Source organism: Pseudorhodobacter antarcticus (assembly GCF_900110135.1).
Lineage (GTDB): Bacteria > Pseudomonadota > Alphaproteobacteria > Rhodobacterales > Rhodobacteraceae > Pseudorhodobacter > Pseudorhodobacter antarcticus.
Map to the genome: position 1 here is coordinate 20010 of NZ_FOCO01000020.1, position 23786 is coordinate 43795.

The window sequence follows — 23786 nt, forward strand, 5'->3', positions numbered from 1 at the left end:
GTTCAAGAGTGTCTTGATCCGGGCCACGATGATGTGGTTCATCAGTAGCGCATCGGCATAACAATACGCACACCTTCAATGTAGCAATCTGCGTTCCATCCCCAGGACACACCTTGAAAACGGATGGGTGATCCCTCGTCCCAAGTGAAGTGAACGACACCACAATCAGAGAACGCCGCAAGAGCGTCCTTAAGATAGGCCGGGTTCACCCCGAAGCCGTCAAGCACAGTGTTGCAGTCGTCGGCGTCCTTGACCTGCTCTGCGACATCAGTGAAGGTCAGCGCCAGCGTGGTAGGCTCGTTGCCGTTCTTTGCGCCGACGGTGTTTTCACGGGTGTCCACATGGATTGCCCCGCCTTGCTTGCCAAGAACGCCCACCAGCCGGGTGATCGCCTTCTGTGCGTCATCTACATTCACCCCGGCAAAGCCCTTGCCCAGCGAAGGAATGACGCGGGTGTAGTCGGGGAACGTCCCGTCGATGTGTTTTGACACCACCGACCATTGTTCGTGCTCCACCTTCACAAAGATCGGGCCAATCGTCAGTTGCACATAGCCTGTCGCCTTCTTGCCAAGTGCGCTGATCACAGTGTTCACCGCCTTCTTGGGCCAGATGATGCCATCGCTATTCCACGGGCCGCGTCCCTCGGTAACAGGCCAAGCGTGGTCTGTGTCCATGATCCCTAGCTTGTGGCCGTCCGTGGCAACTGCACTCAGAACGCCCCGGCGGGAGTTCAGGAAGACGCCGTTGAGGTAGTACCGGGTTTCCTCAGTGCTGATGCACGGCGCAATGAAGCCAAGCCACGCAGCCATACGCGCTGCGGTCATGTGAAAGACAACCGCCGTGGGTGATGGCTTCATGTAGGGCATGTCCACAGGGAAGTCGCAGACGGGCAGGGCTTGCAGCTTTGAAACCATACCGTCCGCAGACACCACAACCCGGCCCGCTGGCTCGTCATCTACAGCTTCAATGGCGAAGGACACCAGACAGCCCTTGTTCGCGCCCTTGATGGCACGTTGCAGGCTGTCAGCGGTCACTGTGAACGCCTGATGCTCAGGCACAAAGCCGCCGCCCAGCCCTGTCAGCCGCCAAGTCGCGGTCTGGTCCAGATCGGTTGCCTGCATGGTGCCATCACCGGGGAACAGGATGTTGGCGAGGATGGGGATGTGCTTGTGCTTCTCAAGCGTCCGCATCAGGAACGCTACGCCAGCAGTGAGGTCAGCGTGCTCAACGTACAGCGACATATACTGTGTGTTCATGGGGGTCATATCATTCATGGTGTTCTCAGGCTCCAATTAGGGTTTGTTTTGCATAGCAGCGTATAGCGCAGTGGTAGCAACAGCTATCACGACACACAGTATCAATCCCGGCAGTTGCCCGCCGAGGTACTCTAGGAAACCGAGGGCGCTCATTCAGGCACCGCACACACAAAGCCGATAGCCTTCATGTCAGCTAGGAACGCCGCAACAAGCGCGGGGTGTCGCGCCTTTAGCGCAGCAGTGAGGTCAGCCTTGGAAACACTGAGTTCTTCATCAGTAGCTTCCGGCCACACAGCAGCAGACCGCGCATGGTCGAGTTCCCGATCCTTGCCTTCACCGTAGCGAGTAGCGTACTGCGTGAACGTAGGCTGGCAATGCTGTAGTGCGTACAGGAACGCCTTGGCGTCTAGGTCGCTATCGAATGGACACTCATGCCACTTGTCTCCGAACGCGCCGAGCGTGAACTTAGGGCCAAACTTATAGGCCGTGCCGCTGGTGTTCACATGGTCGTGTTGGATAACCTCAAAGTCATAGTTATCCATCTGTTGCAGCCAAGCAATGAACTTGTATTTCAGCTTGTGCAGGATCGGATTATCCCCGAACGTAAGGGCATAGGCCCAAGCGTTAGGTACACCCTTTAGTGATCCGTTGTAGTCACGGTTGCCTGCTCGATACACCGGGTTGCCGGGGTAGTGCATCGGCCCGTCCGATGACGTTAGGTGCCACTTGATAAGTGGGGTGAGTTCAGGGAAGTGTTCTGCGATTTCATCATGGCAACAGCCGCCCCAATCATGCCGTCCATTGGTAAAGCCATCCCCCGTGATAGCAAAAGTCGGATGACCATTATTGCAGCTATCGTCAAATCGCACTTTAACTCGCAGAGCCACAGTATCATCGCCATCTTTCCAGCGCCGTGTAGCAGATACCCATGTCTGCTTTGTGATGCGCTTGCTGTTGTGCTCCACAGAGGTTGCATCCCCCTGCACACCAAGAATGTCGCGGTACGTCATATGATTATTCCTTATGGGGTGCGGTTGTTCTCAGGCTCACGCACGGTGTTAAGCAGTTTCTTCACATGCTAAGGTGACGCTTCCGCATGAGGACCAGCAGGCTGTCACACGGCGCTACGACAATGGCCCGTTAGGGCGGTTTGGGTGCCCATTACGCAGGGACACCACGGGAGGATAACTAGGCCAACACTCCTACGGCACGCTAGTAGTTTTCGCGGGATACAAGCCCAGAGCCAACAAGATAACAGAGTACATTATAGCCTCCTTACAGCATGATTAGAACAGGCCGCCCTGTGCCCACATTAGGCGGGCTAGTAGGCACATCAGGAACAGGCGGGGCATTGCGGGGCGTTACATCGCCCCACTCTGCGGATGTTTTTGCAGAGTGCTCTGCTGCCATAGTCTGCGCCTTCTTAGCAAGGCCGGGGAGGAACCCCAGCACTGCGGCAACAGACTTAGCCATGCTCAGGGTGATCGCCATGAATAGCCCCGCGATCACAGCCGTTAGCGCCCCGGTCATGGTAGCGCCCATTACAGCCACAACCCCAATGCTGAACACTACATCAACAAGCGTGGCGTGCTTGATGATACGCTTGAAGCCGACAACCCGGCCTAGTGTTAGTAGCGCAGCGGCACAGGTAGCACCTGCCATTGTGATAATGAACATCAGTTGTCCTCCTTGGGAGTTACTTGTTTAGGCGGTCAATGATCTCGCCCATCCTGCGAACTTCACTGTAAGCCCAGACTTTGCCCGCTGCGTCACCGTTCTGCATGATAGCAACAAGCATGTTTGCAGTCTCAGTCCACGTGGGCGTCATGTCTATGGTACGCATCAGCCGCAAGCCCCCATCAGCAGGAGTTCTTGTGCGCCGTACACCTCAAGGTCGCCACAGTGTTCACAGTGGCCCTTGCGCATGTCCGGTTCACAGCCATGCGCATCCCCGCCGCAGGATAGGCAGTACCCAAGGTTTTCGTCGGCCTCTACAACCGACAGTACCTCGTCGGCGTCGATATTTGAGAAGTCCCAAGCCATCAGAATTGCTCCCCATACACAGCACGCGGATCAGCAACAGGCGTCTTGTACCACGCCCAGATACTTGCAATCTTGATGGAGAAAACCATCCCGATGATGCAGGCCCACATCAGGCCAAAGAACGAAAAGCCCATAACAGCCCACACGACAACTGTTATCGCACAGTCAAGCGAAAGAGAGTATTTCATAAGTCACCTTAGGTTAAGGCTGCGGTTGTTCTCAGGCTCACGCAGCGGTCTATCTTGAAACAACACGGTAATCCGCTAAGGTAGGCACTCAGCCAATATGGGTAGGGCGGTGCCGTGTTGTATCAGGATAGACCGGGCCACCAGTTAGCGGCCCGATCAGTCAGTTATATGTTACTCAGCGGTAACTGGCATGGTGCGGCCAATGGAAGCCTTAGCAGCAGCTTCCACATTAAAGGCATCCACAGCCCGGTTGATCGCCAACAACAATTCTGGGTTGATCTCATCCCCCTTGTCAGCAGTCAGACGGTCCCCACCGCGCTTCAACAACTTAGTGAGGTCAGCGGCAAAGTTCATTGGCTTGTAAGGGGCTTCCGGCTTCATCTCAAACCAACGCTTGTTCTTGATTGCCTCCATATCCAAGGCATCAGCCTTCACACCCTTTGGGGCATAGAATTTGCCCTTATTGTCGCCTTCCTCGGCCACCGCCAACAACAAGCACATTTCAGCCCATTCCCGGATTGCATTGGAGCGCACACCCTTGGGCATATCCTCCAACAAGGCATTGATCTGGACAACAACAGGCCGCACATCGCCGCAAGCTTTCCACTTGATCGCAATGGCGACCAAGATAAGGTGGGTGTTCAGTTGGGCAGAGTTGTGCTCTGCGTGGTTCGCTGTGATTGCCGCCATGATAGCGGTATCGGTCAACAAGGCGTTGTAATTGATCTGTGTCATGGTGTTCTCAGGCTCCATTCAGTCAGTGCGACATTGCACCACAAGGGGCAGACACTCTGCCACCAAGGTATAATGCCTATCTCATTCCTACTTCACATAGTTTGTCTGCATACCGGGTAGCGCCGAACCGGGCTTCAATCGACACACTACCCGCCACCTTAACGCTACGCTTGCACTTGGCACTCACATAAACCTTGCGCTTAGGTGGCGCTAGCTTGCGCTTTGCCTTGATGCTAAACTCCATGTCATCCTCCTACTTGAATTATAGATAGACCTATCAGGCCCATGTATAATGCAACTTAGTTGCTACAGTCATATCCGGTACTTTCCTGACTGTCGTTACCCCGCATAGTATCTGGGAAGCGTTAGCAATCCCTTCAACCTCCACTAGGTGGCCCTGTCAGTTAGTCTACCGTTGCTGGGCATGATGTAAACACCCCGGCTCCCCCATTGGGTTCGCCCGCTTTCCACATCAGGCTTCCCCTAGTGTACTAATCGCAACTGTTATGCGGGCTAGGGCTTAAACCTAGTCTATATTACCCGGTTGTAGCTACGGGCTTTCACCCTAGCCGCTACACTAGCTATTTAGCAATGTGGGGAAGTTGTCACGCAACCACCACGCCAACAAAGAGCACACGTTATAGCCGCTACGCTATTATTCTATACCTGCTAGTAGGTTGCCGCTTGCGCCTGCCCTAGCTTTCCCGGTTTATCGTCCGGTCGTTCACGTTGCAACCTATTATGGACGGTGTAAGCAACTAATCCAGAGGGTATTTGCGCCGTTAGGCTATAGTTCCCACGTTCTACCGTATAGCTTGGAAAGTCTTTCCCGGTTGCCGCTTTCGCCTGCCGTTCTGTCTTTCCGTGATCTAGTTATAGCCCGTTCTTTTCCTAGCTTGCAAGCGATTATTTGCAGATATACTAAACTATCTCCTAACGCATTGATTTGCATAGATATAAACCGGATAAATGATAGGCTATAGCTAGGTAAAAGCTAGGTATAAGCTAGGCATAGCATAGTAAAAAGACCGGATTAGGGATGTATCAAAGCCTGATTTGCATGGCGGGGATAGCATAGCGCCCGGATAGCACCGGGGCAGGGATAGGGCATGGTATCGGATAGCATCGGGATAAGCCGGGCTTGGCTTGCCACTCGTCACGGTGGATGTAACAGATACAAAGATTTGAATATATCCGCCTATGGTCTTAGGACGACGGGATAAGCAAGGGCAGGGTATTGGATAGGCCAGATCAAAGCCGGGATAGGGCTGGATATGGTCAAATCAAAGGCAATAGATACACCAACGGGCACGCATTGCCCTGACATATCCCCAAAACGCCCTAAATGCGCCCAAATAGCGCCACCACGGCCCCTAGTCGTGATTTAACCTAGTCCTACCGCCCATCGGGCTAGTTGACGCTGTATGCGCCGCGTTTGGGCATTGGCTAACCATATCGGGCTAACTTATCAGGATGTAAGCGTGAATAGCCTTGTTTCATTGGGTATTATGCCAATGGGTTCAAGGCCACGTTGGTCTAACAGGATGCAAAGCGCGGCGGCCTAGCTATTGTCAAAGGATAAGACGCATGATGCGCCCGGATATTGTCCACGCGTGGTCTATACTGCGCGCGAGGGGGGGGTATGGGGGAAACGTGGTCGCGGAGAGGTATAGACACCCGCTCGTAAAAATGTGTCGGAAATTGTTAAACCTTAGTTACTGTTGATACATAACCTAGATGAAGGTACGGAGGGGGCGGGTGGGTAATATAGTGCTTGACCTGTGATTAGTCATGTTGTAGATAGCAGTGGTCACGCAACCGCCCCACAAGGCAGTTCGTAGGAATACCCCAGCGTGCTCTCAGGCTCCGCTGGGGTATTCTTTATTAAGCTAGGGTGTCCATCCGCAGATGCGCTGGCCCTTGACGTTGTGCGTAAGTATCTGCCGCGATAGGTCAATGGATAGGATGTCGCCTGTGGTCGGCCTAATGGGCTTATCCCAGCAGTTGCTATTTACGCATCCACTTAGCAAGAGCATCCCGCACAGCAGCATCATCTTTGCTCTGGATTTCATCGTCCACCTCCTTTGCTGTGATTAAATCCTGGGAAACCTGCTCAGAGGCGTCAATCCGGGCGTTCTGAGTGCCTTCACGGCGTCCCATGACCCAGAGGCCCCCACCCACGGCAAGAGCACCCAGCGCCCACGCTAGGAACGCCCAGACCTCCGCCGGGATTAAAGCCATCATGTTGCCCAGCCCTTGCGCTTGGCGTAAACGTAGGCGTACTCCGTGATGACACCAATGACAGCGGATACTGCGATAACAATATCAGGATCGGCGGCGGCTGCGTTGCCAATAGCAACACCAGCAAAGATGCCTACGCCGTAGCGGATAGCAATGCGTGCGTATGGTGCGAACATGTTAGTCCCTTTTGAAGTGTGTGATAAGTGATAGGATGAAGTCGATCCAGCCCTCACGGGTACAGGCGGCGGTAGGCGCGTCGGCTACAGGTGCAGCGGGTGCTACAGCCTGCATTGCATAAACAGATTGCAGCGCAACGAAGTACAGCGCGGCGTAGTCAGCAATAGTGCCGCCGTACTTGCGAACGTCGCCGTTAATCATGCCCCGGTAGGATGCCTCAAACTCCGCTGATGCCATAACGTCAGGAACGTCATGCAGGGAGCCTTTGCGGAACATACCATCGCGCATCCCGATGAACAGGATAGCCAACGCGTGCGGCCACTCTAGCGATAGGTCGGGTTGATCGACCAGTGGGATACCCAGCAGCTTTTCAAACTTGCGGTAGTTGTCTTCCCATGTGATCTGCACCAGCCCACGCCCGTAGTAACTCTTGCCCCGGTTGTTGGGCAGGGCGTAGTTCGTGCTGATACCGCCCTTGTTGTACAAAGCAGTGACAGCCCGGATAGCGCCTTGATTGGTGGAGGTGAAGCCTTCGCGTAGCGGCTGCATACGCCGCCCGGTTTCGTGGTGTACTGTAGCAAGCACATATGCCAAGTCGGGCAGGCTGTACTTGTTCTGAACTCCATAGGTGACGATCTGGGTTAGACCATCGACCTGTAGCTGCGACAGCCGCCCGCTAAAAAGCGAACGGCGTGCAACCGAAAAGAACTCCGGGGTCACTTAGCCGGAACGTCGATGACGAGCAGGCGTGCCTCAGCAGCCGCCACTGTGGCCTGTAGGCGGGCGATCTCAACCCGCTGGGCCGCTTGGTGGCGTTCGGCTTCCTTGGCGTTCTCAGCCTCCATACGCTCAAGGTCTTTGGCCTTCTGGGCCACCTGTGCAGCGATCTTGACCTTTGCGTGCTCACCGAGAACCCGGAGGGTATTCAGGAAGACTTGCAGGCGCACGGCATCGCCGCCGATCCGGCCCACAGCGCGTGCGCCTTCTTTGCGCAGCATGGAGGTGAAGCCTGTGTCGTCAAAGGGGAACTTGATGTCGAGCGGGTTGGTGAACTTACCAGATACTTCTGCTACAGCAGCTTTATCGGTGACAGTGGTTGGCTGATCGGCCATCGGTCTATCCTATCTGCGCATCATGCGCGAGAGTGCGTTGGGTTGTGCTGAGGTGCGGGACATTGTGTTCCACCCTTGCATGGCCCTCCCGTTACCGAGGGGGTTCTTCATAAGGTTGGCGTAAGCGGCTGTTGCTGCCTTGGCCTGAGCCTTGAACTCGTCTTGTCTGAGGTGATCCACCCACTTGCGGCAAGCGCCTGCAACTGCGTCGAGCCTGTCATCATGGAACAGCGCCCCGCGTTCACGGGTAATGCGGCTGATCTGATGGAATAGGGAGTAGCTTGAGCGATGCTCCACCGGGTACTTCTGGCATTGTTCCCAATCGTCGGAGAGTAGGCCGATGTCCACCACCAGCCTGCCTGAACCGATTACTGGCTCTAGCACGTCAATGATGCGCAACTCCTTCTGCCCGGTTTCCCAGATGTCTTCGATGTGGCACTTGTGCGCCTTGAGCAAGGTAGGCGTCCACACACTGCTAAGTGCGCCGTTGCCGTAGTTCTTCTCAATCCCGATCTCAAAGGGCTTCCAGCGTTCCGCTATCGCGGTAAGCTGTTTGATTGGCCCTGCGTCTAGGCCACCGGGTACACCGCCAGCCGCTACAAGGAAGATACGCCCTGCGCTGAACTTCGTTACGGCGTATGCTGTTTCATCGCCGTTCTGTCCACCGCCTGCGGGGTCAACATACATGTAGCAGCCTTGGAACGCTCCGAAGGATGCACCGAAGCTGTCTGCCCGGTAGTAGGTATCTGCCACGGGGAAACCCATTGGGGTTGAAACCACTGAGCCGGGGCCGGGTTGAAAGTTGATCTCAAGTGGGGCGGACTTGTCCGCGACGTGCATGAAGATGATCTTCTCTGCTTTAAGAGGGAACCGCTGTGCGTCGGACAGCCGGGTGTCCAGCATGTGCTGCAACTGGAAGTACGCCGCGCCTTGGTCGATCTCTTTGACGGAAAGGATTTCTTCATTGAGCAACTGCGGGTCGGTAGGCTTGCCCCGGTCGCCCATTGGCCCACCGCCGTGCGCTAGGCGCGGATCGTCGGCAAGGGCTTCCTGAATGGTTGGTGCAAGGTGCGGACCGTAGTTCTTGATCTCTTTGTCGGTCGGATACCGCCCCGGCCAGATGCGAATAGCAAAGCCACGACCGGGTAGGCCGTTGTAAATGCTGTCCACGCTCTGCGGTGTGCCGAGGTAGATGATGTCACCTGTTGAACAGATGGATGTAAAGTCGCGCGTGAGGTGCCGTAGGCGCGAACGCTGTACCTCAGTGGCACTGTTCTTTGCGCTCTCTACGTCATCCGCAATGAGCACGTCTGCGCGCTTGCCCTGCATGTTCGAGGTGATCCCGATACAGGCAATACTGGGCGACTTCTCTGGCCCCTTTAACTCGTTGTGAACGTCAAAGGCTTTAACAGAGGCCCGGTCGCCTGCGCTACGGTCGGGCCGGAGACATTCGAGTTCATCCATGCCCATGATGATCTGAATGATCCAGTTGCTAATCTCTGTCGCCATGTCGCTGCCCGAAGATACAATAAGTACCCGCGTGGTTGGATCATGGATAATGCGCCAGACTGCGTAGCAGGCTGTAATGGTTGTCTTTGCCTGCCCACGCTGCGCTTGGATCATGCGGTACGTCGGACCGAACTCTAGGTACAGTGCGATGTCCAACTGCAACGGTGTGCAGTTGAAGCCGAGTAGCCCTGTGATGACATCGTACAGGAACGGACGAAACTCCGGGTATTCTTCCCGAAGCCTGTCTACGTCCTGCCAGCGTTCGCCCTCTGCGAACTCCCTGAGATCACCCATTGCTGACTACTGCCAGCTTGGTCAGTGTCGCCATAGCAGGGCGGTTGGCCTTGCGCTCTTGCAAGCGCCGTTCTTGGCTAGACAACTCTGCAAGCTGTTCGCTGTCGAAGCTGATGGTGTTGTCCTTGAGGAACTTCGTGATTGCTGCAAGCATTGCCGGGTTGGGCATAGCTGCATCTGTCATCAACTCAGTAAGCACTTCCTCTGATACGTCCGCCATGCTGGGGATAGCGTCTAGCGCGTCCAGCCTGTCTTCGTACCGTTGTAGCACCTTGCTGAATACATCAGCGACCTTGGCATGAAGGATGCCGAGCCGCTGTTCCGTCGCGGCACCTTTTGCCATTGTCTTCTCCTATAGTTTCAGATACGCAAAGAGTAGTCCCACCAGCGTCAAGCCGATGGGGATAAGGGATATAATGCCTGCTGTTTTCCAAGCAGTGCGTTCGATATGGGTTAGACGTTCTCCGTGGGCGTTGAGCCTGTCATGGATACCGTCATGGGCTTTTTCCATGTCTGCCTTCTGGACAGAGTGTGCCGTTAGAAGGTGCGACACCTTGGCGTCAATCTGCCCTAGCAGGTATGCGCTGCTGTCCGTCGGGTTATCAGTCATTGTGTCCTTTTAGCTGTAGTTGTAGGTGGTCCAGCCCATCGCGCGGGCGGATAGCCAGAACGTCCATGCAAGCAGGCTGCATCCAAGCATCCGCCAGACTGGCCCTGCCTGTGATCCATCAGCAAGCATTGCTGCTAGGAACAGGTGGTCGCACTTAGATCGGGATGGTGAACCAGCTTGGTAGCCTTCGTCATGCCTGTCCCAGCTTGCGGTATTGAAGAACATAGCGGATAGCCGCGTCAACACCTGCCGCAAAGAGGCGGGGAACCACTGAGGTCCAACGCCATTCATACGCTGACCTGCATCGCATAGACAAAAATATCGTCAATCTGTTCAGGCGTGAAACCATCGCTGCCAAGCGCGTCAATCAGCGCGTTTGTGCGCCGGATTTCTGTTGCATATTCCCAAACGATTGCCGCTTTGGGGTCAGCGTCGGCAATGGCCTGCACCGTTTTAATCAGGCCAAGCTGCCAGAGTGTGACGCGGATTTGCGCGGGGCTGGCAACCATCGCCTCGCGCCGTTCCGCAATGGTCGGTTCTGGTACTGGCTCCGGCTCTGGTTCTGGTTCAGGCGGCACAACCGCCCACGCCTTACCGTCCCATTTTGCCTGTTCACCTTGGCTCAATTCAGGCGGGTTAGGCGCATCCACCGCGCCACCGGGCATGTGATACACCCCCGGCTCAAGCGGGCTTTCGTCCGCCGTGGTGAAGCCTGTGAAAAAGCCTTTGTCGTCAAGTTGGATCACTGTTTTCATGGGTTCACCTCAAAAGAAGATTACGGCTAGATCAGCTACGTTGCGGGGGCGAGTTTCACCACCACCTGTTGAGCCAGTGACACGGTTTGTATTTGAACCATTTGAACCACCACTAACGTCAGCATTTGCACCGTTATATGAACCGTTGATCGCGTTGACGTAAGTGTGTGTGTGCGCCTGTAGCCCCCCTGCCTGCGCCGAACCAAACACCCGGCCCGGATCAACACCCCGACCATCGTCCCAGCCCCGGATAAACTCACCACGGCGGTCGGGCAGGTTAAACGTGGTGGACCCATTGCCTGCGCCATGCACTATCCCAATTCTAGCAAACAGGCGCGCGTAGGTAGCCCTAGAAACCGCCGCGCCGTTCGCCTTGAGCGTTCCGGGAGGGGCAGTGTTCATGGCATAGAAAGCGATTTGGCCTACCATCATTTCAGAGACAGCCGCCGCCAAAGCCCCCTGCGCCGCCGTGGCGTAAGAAGCAGGGTCAACCACCGCTGCAAACGCCTCAGCCTCATTACGGGACACCAACGCTTCTGATGCTTTTGTGGTCGCGGTGTTGGCCCCCGTTGATGCTGTTACTGCGGAGGCCGCCGCCGCGTTCTGCGATATTAATGCCGCTGCTGCCTTGTCTACAGCGACCACTGCGGAGACACCCGCTGCGGTTTGTGAAGCAAGTGCTTCCCCTGCTTTGGTACTGGCTATACCCGCCTGAGTTCCGGCTACACCTGCCGCCCCTGTAGCCTCTGCGGCCTTGGAAGTGGCTGTGCCTGCGGACGACGACGCAGAACTTGCGCTCGTAGACGCCTCGCCTGCTTTAGTCGTAGCAGTGCTTGCGGATGCTGTTGCGGATGTCTGCGATACAAGCGCAGCCGCAGCGGATACTGCACTAGCGAGTTGAGAAGCCAGAGCCTCTGCTGCCTTTGCTACTGCAAGGTCCGCCTGCACAACTGAGCGTGCCACCTGCGTCTGCACCGTGATAAGAAAGTCTTGTATCGTGGAGATACCATCAAACGCAGCAACGCGCCCGTCCAGAAACTCATGCACGGTCATCATAACCTGCTTAAATCCACGCACCAGCGTAGCGCGTGTAAAAGAAGCAGTACCGCTAACATCCAGCACAAGCTGATCGCGCGCGACGGTGCGAACTACAACAACCACAGTATCAACTGCGATGGCGTCTGTAACCTGTACCTCTGCATCGCCGTTCCAAGTAAACGCCCGGAAAATCTGGTCGCCCAGTGCATCAAGTTCACCTTGAACGTACACTTGCACGTCCTCTTTATTTAGATAGCCCAAAGCAAAGTTCACGGCGAACGTGCGGGGGCCTCCCGTGTACGGGTATTCAAGCCGAGAAAGGCCCATAGCTGTCTCCTAGATATGATCTATGTCTTAGGACGACGGGACAGCTATAAAGCCGCCCCGCCGCATGTTAATCGAACGCCCTGCTGATACCGATTGTACCTGCGAACGGTAGCGACTTTAGCGCCTGCTTATCGTACCAGTCTGCGTTGCCCATCACGGTGTCGATGATAGCACCGGGGATGCGGCGCTGGTCGTTCAGAACCTTAATCATCGGGGGGGTTAGGTCGGTGTACGGCCCGTAACGGTTGAACCGCATGTCCTCTAGCCCGACCATCGTAAGAACCGGGTCAAGCACCATCGGTATAAAGCCTGTCATGTTCGAGTAGTTGAACGCCGACTTAGCAAGGTCTGTCGTGCTACGCTCACGACCATCAAGCGTGTCGCGCACCATTACCGCCACGGCTGCTGTAGCCATGCCGTACATGACGTTAGTGATATTCTGCATGTCCATATGCCGCGCATTACGGAGAACCTGCTTTTGCACTGCCTGTAGTGGAAAAGTCTTCAAGTGCGTGACTACTGATCCCCATTGGGTGTGCATCCATGCGTCCTGTTCCCCAGCCATTGACTTCTGCACAAGCTGGTTCACGTTCCGCGTGATCGACGCACCGAAGTTTTCTGCGGTGGCAACATCCCACTTATCCATGTTCAGCTTGTTGACAAAGACGTTGCCCTTAGCGGTTGTATTGAACTCAATGGTCCCGTCTTGGATCAGCATGATAACAGTGTTGATGTCGTCCTTATACCCAAAGCCTAGGTCCATTTGCATCCTAAACAGCGTGGCTTCCGGGATAGGTTCACCCTTGTCTACGCTCTCTTTGATGGTACGCATTACCTTGTCCGCAACGCCCAGTGCAGCCGTAGTCTGCTGGTGCGAACGCACGGAATTAAACAGTGACGTGTATCCCTGCACCCATTGAGCGTTAGAGGTAAGTTTGCTCACGCCCTTTAGCCACGTTGCGCTGTCGCGGTCAGTTACGTCATCAAGGTCAAGCCACTGTGCGAAGTGCCTGTGGTCATCCCCGATCTGTCCAGTAAAGTACGCCATGTCGTCCAGAAGACGCCTGTTGCCAGCCCTCAACTCTTTGTCGAAGATAGCCATAGGCCCGCGCACTACCCAATTGGATATTCCGTTCTGGGCCATCTGTACGCCTGTCTCTGCAAGCTGTGTGATACCTAGTTTCTCCAACAGCGCGATGTTGGTAAGGCGCTTCACTGTTGCCAGCAAGTCGCCTACGCCCTCGTTCTTTGCGCCACCGAAGTACCCTGCAATCGGCCCGCCGTTGAAGTGTGAGAACATCGCCTCTAGCTTGCCCGCTTCGATAGGCACCTCACCCAACGCACGCTGTTCTGCCTGCAAGGCTGTAATGAAGTCCTTACGCTGCGCCCGGTTTGTAATACCAAAGCGTGACAACGCTGCACTACCCGCAAGCCTGCGGCTGTATCGCTGCCAAGTCTTGTGCATGTCATTGTCCAAGAGGTCCACGATCTTTAACTCCGATCCATCGGTAGTGCGGATGGGGGTATTCAGGTCGATGTCATTGCGGCGTTTGGCAAAGCCCTCCTTCGACTTCTCGCCCTGCTTTCCAATAAGGCGGTCCATCAGGGCTTGCCGTTCTGGTGCAGGCATCCCGCTTTTCTCAAGGCTTTCCTCTAGCCACTGCTTACCGTCACCGGATAGCAACGACACAAGGCTAACGTCTACGTCACCCTCGCGCGCAAGCGCACGCTGGATAACTGCCTTAGCAACTGCGCCTGCATCTTTGCGGTTGCTCATACCGGCTGCGCGGTACGCGCTGGTGTAGGCTGCGATGATGTCTTTGCGCGTGGTTCGCCCAGATACCTCTGCGGCGTGGATTGCGGCACCGTTATGTGCATACGGGGTGTAGCCCGACCGCACTTCAATGTCCTCAAACCCGTCCATAGCAGTCTGGCCCTCGCGGCCCTTGCCGATAGTAACGCCCTCTGCGCCTGCCTTGTCGTACTGGTCTGCTGCACGCAGCACATGGATACTACGGCCCTTGCTTTGGCGACCATGCAGGCGGTCGTTCATTTCCAGCATGACTTCCCGGTTAAACGCTACCTTGGCCTTGTTTGACGCACCATAGCCTGTGCCTTTCCATGTCTCGCCTGCTTCCCGCGCAAAGCTGGTAGTGGCGCTTTCCACTTCACGGGCAAGGTGGGACTGCACGCGCTTGGTGTAGTTCTCCATCAGGATAGCTGCTGTTGCGCGGCCCCGACCAAGCCCACTGGCACTCTCAAAGATTGTGCCTGCAAGGTAGTTCGCGGTTGCTGCTTTGCTCTGGTACAGTTCGGTGAAGTTCTGCGTGGTGAAGGAGCCTAGCTTGGATGTTGCCACCCTAGCAAACCACTCGGTGTCCTCTGCCTGCTTCTGTGCGCCCCAGCCGGATTGATCGCGCCAGTCGCGCGTGGCCTTGTGGATAGCGTCACTGGTTGGCGTGATCGACATCAGCGGATCGACAAGACCCGTTGGCTGCACTGGTGGCTTGATGCTTGCTGCCCCCACAGTTGAACCATCAGGGGTAGCGGTCTGCGCGTAGGCAATAGCGTAATCCTCTGCTGACTGCTTTGTGCTGTCCATCATTTCCGGGGCGATGTTATCTGCGGTGTCGATCATGCTTTCTACGTCAAGGTCTTGCTTGTGCGCTGGATGATCTGTGCGGATGTTACTGTGAAATTCCTCCTGCGCTGCCCGGAAGTCTGGTCGCGTGCGGGCCATCACTTCCTCGGTGGCGACCTTCTTTGTGATTCCGCCTGCACCACTGAACGCTGTACCCATCATACCGCCAAGCGCAGCGGCACCAAACGCCATGTTCACGGCTTCTTCCCAGCCCTGTGTCTCGCGCATGTAGCTGTTCGCAGCGCCGACCAGCGCCCCGGCCTGTGCGCCTGCGTTGATGCCCATTGCTGTGCCTGCCAGCCTGCCAGCAGCGCGCGGGCTAAGTCCGATAGCCTTTGACGCCTTCAAGGCAGTGCGGGCTACCTTGGCTGACGCAAACGCACCCCCACTCATTACGGTCATGGGGAGGTCTACATCCACCAGCCCGCCGACGATAACGCCAAGCGCGCTGTTCTGATTGCCCACGCGCTCTGCACGTTTCAGGTCTGTCTTAATGCGCTCCCGCGACCGCAGCGCCGCAGAAAAGTTGTCGTTCTCTAGTATCTCATCTTGAAACTCATACGGGATGCCCTTCGTGAGTTCATCGAACTTCTCGTCCTTGTCGTAATCCTTCTCACCCCCACGGAAGCCAAGCAAGGACAGGCCCATGCCAGCAATAGCAGCAACCACCGGGATGTCAGCCGGGTTCTCTACCCCAGACATATCCATAGCAAGTGGCACCGCCTCGTCCTTGATGATCGTGTGCGCAGCATAGGCGGCAGTCTCTTTGAAGCCGTTAACGATGTCACCGACAGCACCATCTTGCATACCCTGCTTGCGCTTTTCAGCAGCGGCACGGGAAAACTGCGTATCCTGCATGGGCGGGAATAGCTTGTCTTGTTCGTTGTCCACATGGACCTCCTGAAATGAAAAAGCCCCGGCGTGCATCCTGAGATACAGCCGGGGCAGGGTGGGTTGGTAGTTACTTAGTAAGGCGCTGACGATGCTTCTTTAAGGCGGCGTCGCCTGCGTCCTTTAGCGAGATAGTGATAGGCTCCGACGTACCACCGTTCGGCAGGGATACCTGTACAACAACACTCTTGCCGTCTGCTGCTGGATACACGTCAAACGGGCGTACACCTGTAGCACTTACATCTAGTGCAGCTTTCAACCCCATAGAGGGTGTCCAGCCTGCACCAAGGTCAGGGCCAAACAGTAACGTAGGCGCAGCAAGAATAGCCCCTGCTGTGGATTGTAGCCACTCTGGCATGTACTCGGTGCCGACGGTTTCATTAAGAAACGGGTGGCGTGCCCGCATAGCGTCTGTCCGCAGATAGTCCATAACGGCGGAGTTCACGTCGCCGGGATGCTTAAAGTCATTGGCCTTGTCACCGAACATGGCTTTTCGCACGTCAATGCCCATGTGCAAAACCTGCCCGCCGATGACCTCTGTGCGGCGTTCTACCTTAGCAAACGCTGCGTCTACCATATCATCAGGCCGCATATTCGGGGAAATACGCTGCATCTTCTCAAGTTCAACAGATACTTCATTGGACACCACGTCTAGGACATCCGGGGATTGTAAGGCCATCCGATCTGCGGCGCTTTTGTCTCCCAAATTCGAGGAAGTGAATGTTATGTCATCTGACATCCTATCATTCACAAAAGCACGAGACACCATATCTATCCGCTTGATTACTTCTGGTCGTGCCATGAAGTCATCTACGTCCTCCACGCGCTTGTTACCCAAGAGGTCCACACCGACTAGGCGCACGCCCTCTGCAATAGCACCACCGTCGCTGCTGCGGGTTAGGATACCCTCAGCGAGTACCCGCCCTGCTTCATCCAGCATAGTGTCTGCTGCACGCGGGTTCATAGCCTTCAACTGCGCGTACTGCTCTACCACATCCACGATAGCAGGATTAGGGTTGCCATCTTTGTCGATCACAGTACCCCGCATAGCTGCGGACATATGCCGCGCTACCTTGGGATCAACCATACCCGTCTTTGCATAGAACGCGCTTACATCCTCTGCAATAAGGGCATTACCTTGGCCTTCTGTGTATCGCCCTGCTGCTTCATTCTCTGAGTGCTCGTTTACAATACGGTCTTGCGCGCCCTTAAACGCCCGTGCCTGCAAGTCCTTCGGTAACTCCGACACATAGCCTCCGGCAGTAGCCGCTGCAATTTCTGCCTCCTGTTCCCGCCAAGTTCGGTTCCGTTCCAAGCTGGTCTGCATCTGCGTGAACATCTTTTCCTCTGCGGCGGTGTTCCCGCGATCAGCAACAGCAATGTCGTACTTGTCGAAAGTCTCCTGCCTCGCCACCCGCAACTGCCCCGTGGCCGCAGCTACCTCACCGGGTCCGCTTGCTGGATTGTTCACGACATCGTTGTACTGCGCGCGCTGAGTGAACAGGTCTGCCTGTGCATTGGTCATGGCGTTGATGCGGTCGTCTGCTGCGCCATCCTCTGCCAGCTTGTCGCGCTTTGCCAGCAAGGCTGTTTCCACGCCCTCAGCAACACCGATCTCGTGCGTTACGTCGGCCTGCTGGCGGGCAACACCGTACTCCTGATACTTGTCTTCACGGCGCTGCTTCCACTCGTCCCTGTCGATCTCGCCGCGCTCAAAGATGCTGTCGAGGTTCGACAACTCCGGTTGCATCGCCTCAAATGTCTCCATCGCCATGCGTTCACGGGTGTTGTTAAGGCGCTGCTGTGCAATGTTTGCCCGGTCGGCCCCCGTAGGTGCTTTCCAATTTCCAAGCGCCGCCATGATGTTCTTGGCGTAAGGTTCTGTTTCGCTGCGCTTTGGAAGCACGCTGTAGTCGCGCCCGCCTGCCAACCACTTGTCCGCGTTGCCGGGGCCAGCGTTATAGCCAATAGCCACCGCCTCTAGGTCGCCGCTGTACCGCTTATGCAACATGGCCCAATAGTCGGAGCCTACTCGTGCGCGTTCCTCTGCGCTGTTGTCCTGTGCAGGCCGAACACCAAAGCCGGGATCAGAGTTCGTCCCGTCCATAACCTGATGCGTGCCTCTGGCTCCCGCTGGGGATACTGCGTCGGCCCTGCCACCACTCTCGAAGTGAACCATGATGCTTTCAGTGATCTTGGCGGTAGTCTGCCAGTCGCCCCGGAGGGATGCTTCATCATACAGAGAAGCGTTTGCCCGGTTGTCTGCACGCTTGGTCGTGTGCGCTGTGGAGTAAACTGCGCCCGCGTCGGCCATGTTCATTGTGATGTCGTGTTCTGCATACAGCATGGAGAGTTCTTCTGCTGCCGCCGAGGGGTCTTGCCCCAACTCGACTGCATCCATGATTGCACGTTCGCCTTGGATCAGGGCATCATTGTACTCACCACGGCGGCGGTTTTCAAAGGCTGCCTGTGCGCCGCGAATAGCGTTCACGTCCTTCTCAGACATTTCATCAAGCAGGCCCGCCCCGGCCAGCGCCGCATAGGCCAGCGGATTGTCGTTGGCAAACGCACGGGTCACACCAGATACCACCGCAGCCTGCCTGCGCTCGGCACTGAGGCCCGAAGACGCTGTACCTTCACCGCCCTTGGCAAAAGACACAAGCTGCCCCACAGCGGTCGGGTCACGGCTCACAACGTCAATGGTTCGCTCAAGGCTTTCAAAGTTCTTCTTCTCTTTGTACTCCATATGCGATTTTGTGTGCGCCCCCACCAGCGTCGGCAGTTGCGTAAGCATCTGCTCCCGGACTAGCTTCTGGGTCCGGGGGTCTTTGCCCTCCAACAGCCCGTCCACGCGCGCCTTGTAGTTTGCCCGGAAGTCCTCTGGGGATAGGGCGTACCCCGATTGGGAGATTTCCTCCTGTTGGGCTGCAAGCAGGCTGGATGAAATGGTCTGGCTATCCATGACGCGATAGCCTTCCAGCGCCCACTTGTTGCCGCCCATCTTGATGTTTTCCATCGCCTCGCCCTGCTGATAGGCCATCTGGCCCTCAAGGTACGCGGCCTCGTTGACCTTAGTGCTCTCTTTGGCAAGGCGTTCTGATCCCCACTTTACAAGCTGGTCGGTCACATCAGTCATGGCGCTGCGCTGCACCACGATAGGGGCAGGCCGGGATACACCCGGCCCTTGTAGCGCAACTGATTGCATTTCCGACTGGCCTGCAAGGTTGTCGGCGGGAGTAGCCCGTGTGGGCAATCCTTTGGTCATGGGCTATCTCCTATGTGTCTGGGGTGTTGCGGGAAGGGGCGGGAGCGGATGGAGTGTTGCGGTCGTAGATGTCCAGCATGGACACGCCAAGACCAAGCAAACTTGCGGATACCGACGGACCTGAGATCGGGGATACATCCCGACCATACACAGCCTGCATTTGTGCATTGCGACGGTTGTTCAGGTTCTCTGCGCCCTGCTGCTTCAAGCGGTACTTCAAGGCGCCACTGGCGCGCAGTCTACTGCGGGTGAGGCTCTGCATGGTATCATCGACCGATGATCCACTTGCTCCCGCATGTGCTGCTGTAACACTTGCCATCGCGCTGTCTTCAAGTGCCTGCAACTGGATTGCCTCTGAGGCACGAACACCTGCATCCCGGATGTTGATCTCAGTGCGCGTGAGATTGTTCTTGGTTTGCGCAAGGCTGATGTCGGCCATCTTGTTATTGTAAGCCTGCGTCATGCGGGCCATCTTGCTCTCGTGCTTTGCTGCCCCATAGGAGTTCGCCGCCCCTATGATAGACATGCCCATCTGGGCGTACATCAGGCTCATTACGGCCTCCTATGGTTTGAATGGTTGCCCCGCCCATTTCACCTCTAGGATGGTTGCTGGGCGAACGTCGTCAGAAGATATTTCAATGGACGAGTAATCCGCACGCTCACCCCACGGCACTTCCAGCGTACCAGTGCGTAGCCCAACCGCTGACACGGTAGGATCATCAGCCTGCTCAAAGAAGCTAACGCTAAACACGGTGTCCTCGCGGTAGATGCTTTTCATAGTTACATCCAGCGCGCCTGCGTCAACGTAGTCGATAAAGAACGATCCGATCACAACATGCGCCCTAGCTACCACGGCCCCATCCCTATCTCGTATGAAGGGCATGGTGGGCATAATAGACCTGCGGAACTTAATGCCCGCTACTACACTGGAACCGGGTGGTGCGTCACCAGAGTTGAACGTGTAGGTCGTGAACCCACCAACTGTTGTGGCGGTTGGGTCGGCCTGCGCCCCGATAGACACACAGCCTGTGGATTGCACAAACGATGCGTTGGGGAATGGCAGAACCACGGTGTCCTCAACCACAGTCATAGTCTTCGCCCGGTCTAGGCAAATAGGGTACATGGTAACGTCGTCGTCCGGGGTATCTAGGTCCATAGCGTTAAGCGTGTAGTTGTTGTGTAGTGCGTGCCACATGATAATATACACGATACTGCCATCAAAGAAGAACGCAGCTACGGGATCAGGGAAGTCGTACTCACAGAACGCGCTCTGCACCTTGTCTGTCCCGCGCCACAGGTACTTGTAGCCCCACACTTTATTTGATGTAGGTGCGTGCGTCGTTGTACACAGAAGCAGGTTGAAGTTTGTGCTGCACTCAATACGGTTGACCGCCCCTATGATGTAACGGTCGGCTGTTTCCGTAAGCGTTTCAACGCCGTTTGTGGAAACTTCGTCGTTCGTATAGAACTCGTTAAGGCCAGAATACTTCCCGGCTTGGAATGGAAACACAATGGTCTTGCCTGTCTCAACCGGGCGGGAACCCCCGTCCATTTCAAAGGCGGTGGTCTGCACCATAGACGCAGTGCTGGGCGTTAGTATTGCCGCCCCCGATACAATAAACTGCCCCTTCCCAGGATCAGACATAACCACAAGGTCGCGGTCAAACATCACAATCCAGTCGAGTTCCACAGTGGTATCACTCGGTGGTAGCATCCCGATAACGTCAGTCGCTAGGGTCGCGGTGGCTGACTTCTTGAAGAAGTCCACAGGGAACTTGGTGCGGGAGCAAACGATGCCCGCCGCAGCCGCAGCAAACACCAGCCGGGATTGGAAGCTGGCGATGTCCCTGATAGGGTGCCCGATGAACGGCGGCATAGGCACGGTTTCTTCGTTACCTACGCGCCGCCCTTCCCACGTCCCGCGTTCAAAGTGGAACTCCCCGTCAGTGTATCGCAAAACATGCGGCATGGTGCTAAGGTCAAAGTCTGTCACCTCTGTAGGATCGTACCATTCTTCCCACACCCCTGCACTCGGCCAGCCTGCACCAAGAGTGTCTGTACTGTCTGAGTTGAAGCGAAGGAAGTAGTCGTCCTCCCCGCCTGCATCATTGCCTGTCACACGAACTAGCGTGCCGTGGGATGCAGTCTCGGCAAGGTCTGCGACATTCTCTACCCGGTCGGTGTAGGATCGCATGGTCGTACCGTCTTCATCATCGAAGGAGGACAGCGTAAACGCACCCGTCGCGGTGATCTTTAGAAGGCCCTCGTGTCGAACGACAGCAGTGCCCGCCTTAAACGCGCCGTGTGCCATCAAGGATGTGCGAATTTCTTGCATGATCCAAGTGCTTGTCGTTTTGGATGCGTCACCGTCAACTGTGCCTAGTGGCGTGGTATATGTACCGACCGCAACTGCGCCATCAGCGTAGGTGATCGTGACAGAATACTTCCTGATAAACAGACCACCAAGGCAATACGCTGTTCCCTGATTGGTGATGACAGATGATGTATCCGGGATGGGGTTTGTGGCGGTGATGACGTTACGGTTTGCGACATACAGCACCCCGTCATAGCCATTGCTTGCAAGCTGTTCGCCAACGTAGGCCGTGGCGGCAGCGTCTTGAAAGTTCACCGGGACAACTGCGCCTGTTTGCAGCCGCCACGCTTTAAGCACGCCCGCCCTGTGGCCCAATAGGAACGCCTCTCCGGCGACCTCCGCACGCATAAATTGCAGGCCAGCAGGACCAGTCAGTTCTGACAATTCCCGCAGACCGGGCCGGGGTGTAAGGCCACGGACAACATCGCTCTGCGTGTTCAACTGGTAGGTTAGCTTGCCCTCTGGGCGTATGTGTGCGGGCTGTTGGCTTACGCCCTGTAGCAACGCGCCTAGTGACTTACTCTGCATAGTGATCTCCGTTACTTCAACAGCCTGCGCATTGTCTGCGGTCTGGCGAATGATTTATAGGACGCCCCCTTGAAGAAGTTGACATCACTGTTCTGTAGCTGGTCGCGCATGATCGCGGCGCGTGAGTCCTGCACTAGCCGTAGGTAGGAACTTAGCTTTGGTTCCCCGCCATTCTCGTCTAGGTAAAACATGTAGACTGCGTGGGCCTGTAGGTACGCCTGTGCTGTAGGCGGCATGTCTGCAATAGGAACAAACTCGATCACGTCCACCTCGACCTCGTGGCCAATGACGTGACTTCCGCTACTCATGCTGTATAGCTTACCGCCCCGAACAACGTACTTTAGGTTGGTGTTGGTGGGGTCTGCGTTTAGCGTGGTGGATGGCAGGATGACCTCTCCGGCAACATTAGGTCGATACATCCGAACGCTGCGGTTAAACCACCAGCCTTTGCCCTGCATGACGCGGGCTTCTTTGACTAGCTTGTTGTACGCCTTCTTGTAGGCGGGGTGTGATGTGTTTGCAGTAGATACTGCGGCTGTACCAGTTGCGGCCAGCATGTCGTTTACGATCTCTAGTTCCGTAAGCATGGTACACTCCTTTGTGCATGAAGACACCCTCCGGGGTGCGCGGTGATAGCCACTCAAGGTATTCGCCCGCGTGGAGGGTAGTTTGATGAACAAAAAAAAAAACCGCCCTACTGCACCATGAGGCACAACAGGGCGGTGATTGTGGAATTGTTGGTCACACCCGCTATTATTTCACGCGAATGGTTACTTTGTTTGGTGTGACCCGCAGGGCGGCTATAGTTAGCGCAACCGGATTAGGGATCAGAAGCGGTTGACGACGCCGCATACGTCAGGGCGGCGGTTCGACACACCGAAGGCGGTGAAGCTGTCGATGAACCACTGCTTTTCGATCTTGTCAAAGTACACGTCGGAAGTCAGCGGGATGGTTTCACCAGCCAGCAAGCTATCAGGGTGCATGATGACTGCCACTGCTTTGGCCTCAGCCGCCGACACGTCGTATGCGTTGCTGTTGCCTGCGTTGGACAGCTTGTGGCCTGCGATTGCGGCGTTCGGGATACGCGCTGTGGAAATCAGAGGGGAACCCATGATCGACTTCATCTTACCCAGCGAGAAGTTCGAGTTATCTGGGGAGAACTCGCGGCTCACCAGCTTGTCGTTGTTCAGCAGCACTTCACCCATTGTTGGGCGCACAAGGATTGCACATTCTTCGGTGTCAATGTCTTCTTCCTGCATGGCAATCAGGATGCGAGTGATTGCTTTGTACAGCAAATCGGGGTCAAGGTGATCGTTTGAAGCCAGCAGGGTTTCTTTCTTGCCTGCGCCGATGGAGCCATTCAGGTTCGCCGGGGCCGCAAGGGATGCACCTTTGATGGCTTGGATCAGGAAGGCTTGGTCGAAGAACTTGGCCTGCTCTTTGCCGTGGTCTTTGCCCAACTCGTCGCGGGCAGAAAAGTCTGTTTGAAACTCGTTCAGCATGGAACGGTTGTCGCGGGCCAGCACAACAGTATCAACAGTAACAGACACGCGGCCAAACTCAGTCTTGGATGCGTCTGGGCGCACGCCGGGGGTAAGCGCAGTCAGCGTGGTCCGACCGACGCGGCGGTTGATAAGCGTGTCGGTGCCGCGAACAGGCTTCACAGTAACCATCTTGCGCATGATCGAAGACTTGGCGAACTGTGCATCAACTGCGCCGCCATACTGTTCGATCATGTCTGCTACTGGAAGGTCCGACAGGTGGGCGGAAGTGGTAGGTAGTGCCATATTATAGTGCTCCTA

The 23786-nt window shown here is 55.9% G+C and carries 20 protein-coding genes; all 20 read right to left on the reverse strand.

The annotated features are described in order from the left end of the window. Nucleotides 1–41: 41 nt before the first annotated feature. The 20 genes from BMY36_RS11200 to BMY36_RS11295 all read right to left on the reverse strand — a co-directional run bounded on the left by BMY36_RS11200 (nucleotide 42) and on the right by BMY36_RS11295 (nucleotide 23771). A complete protein-coding gene (locus BMY36_RS11200) occupies nucleotides 42–1274 on the reverse strand; it encodes a DNA polymerase III subunit beta (protein WP_050519935.1) in 1233 nt (410 codons plus the stop codon). Between the two features lie 131 nt (nucleotides 1275–1405). After that, a complete protein-coding gene (locus BMY36_RS11205; protein ID WP_050519936.1) occupies nucleotides 1406–2266 on the reverse strand; it encodes a hypothetical protein in 861 nt (286 codons plus the stop codon). 265 nt (nucleotides 2267–2531) lie between these two features. Continuing rightward, on the reverse strand, nucleotides 2532–2933 hold the full coding sequence (locus BMY36_RS11210; RefSeq protein ID WP_050519937.1) for a hypothetical protein: 402 nt from the start codon (nucleotides 2931–2933) through the stop codon (nucleotides 2532–2534). 365 nt (nucleotides 2934–3298) lie between these two features. Further along, entirely contained in the window at nucleotides 3299–3487 is a 189-nt protein-coding gene (locus BMY36_RS11220; protein ID WP_050519939.1) for a hypothetical protein, read from the reverse strand. Between the two features lie 171 nt (nucleotides 3488–3658). Further along, nucleotides 3659–4222 carry a hypothetical protein gene (locus BMY36_RS11225; protein WP_139194016.1) on the reverse strand — a complete coding sequence of 188 codons (564 nt, stop codon included), beginning with the start codon at nucleotides 4220–4222 and terminating at the stop codon, nucleotides 3659–3661. A gap of 2007 nt (nucleotides 4223–6229) precedes the next feature. After that, entirely contained in the window at nucleotides 6230–6466 is a 237-nt protein-coding gene (locus BMY36_RS19920; RefSeq protein ID WP_050519941.1) for a hypothetical protein, read from the reverse strand. Then, entirely contained in the window at nucleotides 6463–6639 is a 177-nt protein-coding gene (locus BMY36_RS19925; protein ID WP_156215192.1) for a hypothetical protein, read from the reverse strand. Before BMY36_RS19925 ends, BMY36_RS19920 begins: the two co-directional genes overlap by 4 nt. 1 nt (nucleotide 6640) lies before the next feature. After that, nucleotides 6641–7360, reverse strand: coding sequence for a glycoside hydrolase family 19 protein (locus tag BMY36_RS11235; protein ID WP_074818726.1), 720 nt, complete (start codon nucleotides 7358–7360; stop codon nucleotides 6641–6643). Next, nucleotides 7357–7752 carry an ATP synthase subunit epsilon domain-containing protein gene (locus BMY36_RS11240; protein ID WP_050519943.1) on the reverse strand — a complete coding sequence of 132 codons (396 nt, stop codon included), beginning with the start codon at nucleotides 7750–7752 and terminating at the stop codon, nucleotides 7357–7359. Before BMY36_RS11240 ends, BMY36_RS11235 begins: the two co-directional genes overlap by 4 nt. Before the next feature lie 9 nt (nucleotides 7753–7761). Beyond that, a complete protein-coding gene (gene terL / locus BMY36_RS11245; protein WP_050519944.1) occupies nucleotides 7762–9555 on the reverse strand; it encodes a phage terminase large subunit in 1794 nt (597 codons plus the stop codon). Next, complete coding sequence (locus BMY36_RS11250; protein WP_050519945.1) at nucleotides 9548–9898, reverse strand: DNA packaging protein; 351 nt, start codon at nucleotides 9896–9898, stop codon at nucleotides 9548–9550. Before BMY36_RS11250 ends, terL begins: the two co-directional genes overlap by 8 nt. Before the next feature lie 9 nt (nucleotides 9899–9907). Next, a complete protein-coding gene (locus BMY36_RS11255) occupies nucleotides 9908–10165 on the reverse strand; it encodes a hypothetical protein (RefSeq protein ID WP_050519946.1) in 258 nt (85 codons plus the stop codon). Between the two features lie 287 nt (nucleotides 10166–10452). Beyond that, on the reverse strand, nucleotides 10453–10920 hold the full coding sequence (locus BMY36_RS11260) for a hypothetical protein (RefSeq protein WP_050519947.1): 468 nt from the start codon (nucleotides 10918–10920) through the stop codon (nucleotides 10453–10455). 9 nt (nucleotides 10921–10929) lie between these two features. Continuing rightward, nucleotides 10930–12285: a phage tail protein gene (locus BMY36_RS20460; RefSeq protein ID WP_050519948.1), complete on the reverse strand. Its 1356-nt coding sequence runs from the start codon at nucleotides 12283–12285 to the stop codon at nucleotides 10930–10932. Nucleotides 12286–12352: 67 nt separating this feature from the next. Beyond that, nucleotides 12353–15817 (reverse strand): hypothetical protein, encoded by a 3465-nt coding sequence (locus tag BMY36_RS11270; protein WP_139194018.1) that lies wholly within the window; start codon nucleotides 15815–15817, stop codon nucleotides 12353–12355. A 70-nt stretch (nucleotides 15818–15887) separates the two neighbouring features. After that, nucleotides 15888–19082 carry a lytic transglycosylase domain-containing protein gene (locus tag BMY36_RS11275; protein WP_050519950.1) on the reverse strand — a complete coding sequence of 1065 codons (3195 nt, stop codon included), beginning with the start codon at nucleotides 19080–19082 and terminating at the stop codon, nucleotides 15888–15890. 10 nt (nucleotides 19083–19092) lie between these two features. Beyond that, nucleotides 19093–19635 carry a virion core protein, T7 gp14 family gene (locus tag BMY36_RS11280; protein ID WP_050519951.1) on the reverse strand — a complete coding sequence of 181 codons (543 nt, stop codon included), beginning with the start codon at nucleotides 19633–19635 and terminating at the stop codon, nucleotides 19093–19095. Between the two features lie 9 nt (nucleotides 19636–19644). Beyond that, the gene (locus BMY36_RS11285; protein WP_050519952.1) at nucleotides 19645–21984 is read right to left on the reverse strand and encodes a phage nozzle protein; all 2340 of its coding nucleotides are present in this window, start codon (nucleotides 21982–21984) and stop codon (nucleotides 19645–19647) included. A gap of 11 nt (nucleotides 21985–21995) precedes the next feature. Beyond that, on the reverse strand, nucleotides 21996–22571 hold the full coding sequence (locus BMY36_RS11290; protein ID WP_050519953.1) for a phage tail tubular protein A: 576 nt from the start codon (nucleotides 22569–22571) through the stop codon (nucleotides 21996–21998). 240 nt (nucleotides 22572–22811) lie between these two features. After that, nucleotides 22812–23771: a capsid protein gene (locus BMY36_RS11295; protein WP_139194019.1), complete on the reverse strand. Its 960-nt coding sequence runs from the start codon at nucleotides 23769–23771 to the stop codon at nucleotides 22812–22814. Nucleotides 23772–23786 lie beyond the last annotated feature (15 nt).

Excerpts from the sequence above, each read along its gene's own strand:
- BMY36_RS11200 (WP_050519935.1), bottom strand. The coding sequence starts at position 1,274 with ATGAATGATATGACCCCCATGAACACACAGTATATGTCGCTGTACGTT.
- BMY36_RS11205 (WP_050519936.1), bottom strand. The coding sequence starts at position 2,266 with ATGACGTACCGCGACATTCTTGGTGTGCAGGGGGATGCAACCTCTGTG.
- BMY36_RS11210 (WP_050519937.1), bottom strand. The coding sequence starts at position 2,933 with ATGTTCATTATCACAATGGCAGGTGCTACCTGTGCCGCTGCGCTACTA.
- BMY36_RS11220 (WP_050519939.1), bottom strand. The coding sequence starts at position 3,487 with ATGAAATACTCTCTTTCGCTTGACTGTGCGATAACAGTTGTCGTGTGG.
- BMY36_RS11225 (WP_139194016.1), bottom strand. The coding sequence starts at position 4,222 with ATGACACAGATCAATTACAACGCCTTGTTGACCGATACCGCTATCATG.
- BMY36_RS19920 (WP_050519941.1), bottom strand. The coding sequence starts at position 6,466 with ATGATGGCTTTAATCCCGGCGGAGGTCTGGGCGTTCCTAGCGTGGGCG.
- BMY36_RS19925 (WP_156215192.1), bottom strand. The coding sequence starts at position 6,639 with ATGTTCGCACCATACGCACGCATTGCTATCCGCTACGGCGTAGGCATC.
- BMY36_RS11240 (WP_050519943.1), bottom strand. The coding sequence starts at position 7,752 with ATGGCCGATCAGCCAACCACTGTCACCGATAAAGCTGCTGTAGCAGAA.
- terL (WP_050519944.1), bottom strand. The coding sequence starts at position 9,555 with ATGGGTGATCTCAGGGAGTTCGCAGAGGGCGAACGCTGGCAGGACGTA.
- BMY36_RS11250 (WP_050519945.1), bottom strand. The coding sequence starts at position 9,898 with ATGGCAAAAGGTGCCGCGACGGAACAGCGGCTCGGCATCCTTCATGCC.
- BMY36_RS11255 (WP_050519946.1), bottom strand. The coding sequence starts at position 10,165 with ATGACTGATAACCCGACGGACAGCAGCGCATACCTGCTAGGGCAGATT.
- BMY36_RS11260 (WP_050519947.1), bottom strand. The coding sequence starts at position 10,920 with ATGAAAACAGTGATCCAACTTGACGACAAAGGCTTTTTCACAGGCTTC.
- BMY36_RS20460 (WP_050519948.1), bottom strand. The coding sequence starts at position 12,285 with ATGGGCCTTTCTCGGCTTGAATACCCGTACACGGGAGGCCCCCGCACG.
- BMY36_RS11275 (WP_050519950.1), bottom strand. The coding sequence starts at position 19,082 with ATGACCAAAGGATTGCCCACACGGGCTACTCCCGCCGACAACCTTGCA.
- BMY36_RS11280 (WP_050519951.1), bottom strand. The coding sequence starts at position 19,635 with ATGAGCCTGATGTACGCCCAGATGGGCATGTCTATCATAGGGGCGGCG.
- BMY36_RS11285 (WP_050519952.1), bottom strand. The coding sequence starts at position 21,984 with ATGCAGAGTAAGTCACTAGGCGCGTTGCTACAGGGCGTAAGCCAACAG.
- BMY36_RS11290 (WP_050519953.1), bottom strand. The coding sequence starts at position 22,571 with ATGCTTACGGAACTAGAGATCGTAAACGACATGCTGGCCGCAACTGGT.
- BMY36_RS11295 (WP_139194019.1), bottom strand. The coding sequence starts at position 23,771 with ATGGCACTACCTACCACTTCCGCCCACCTGTCGGACCTTCCAGTAGCA.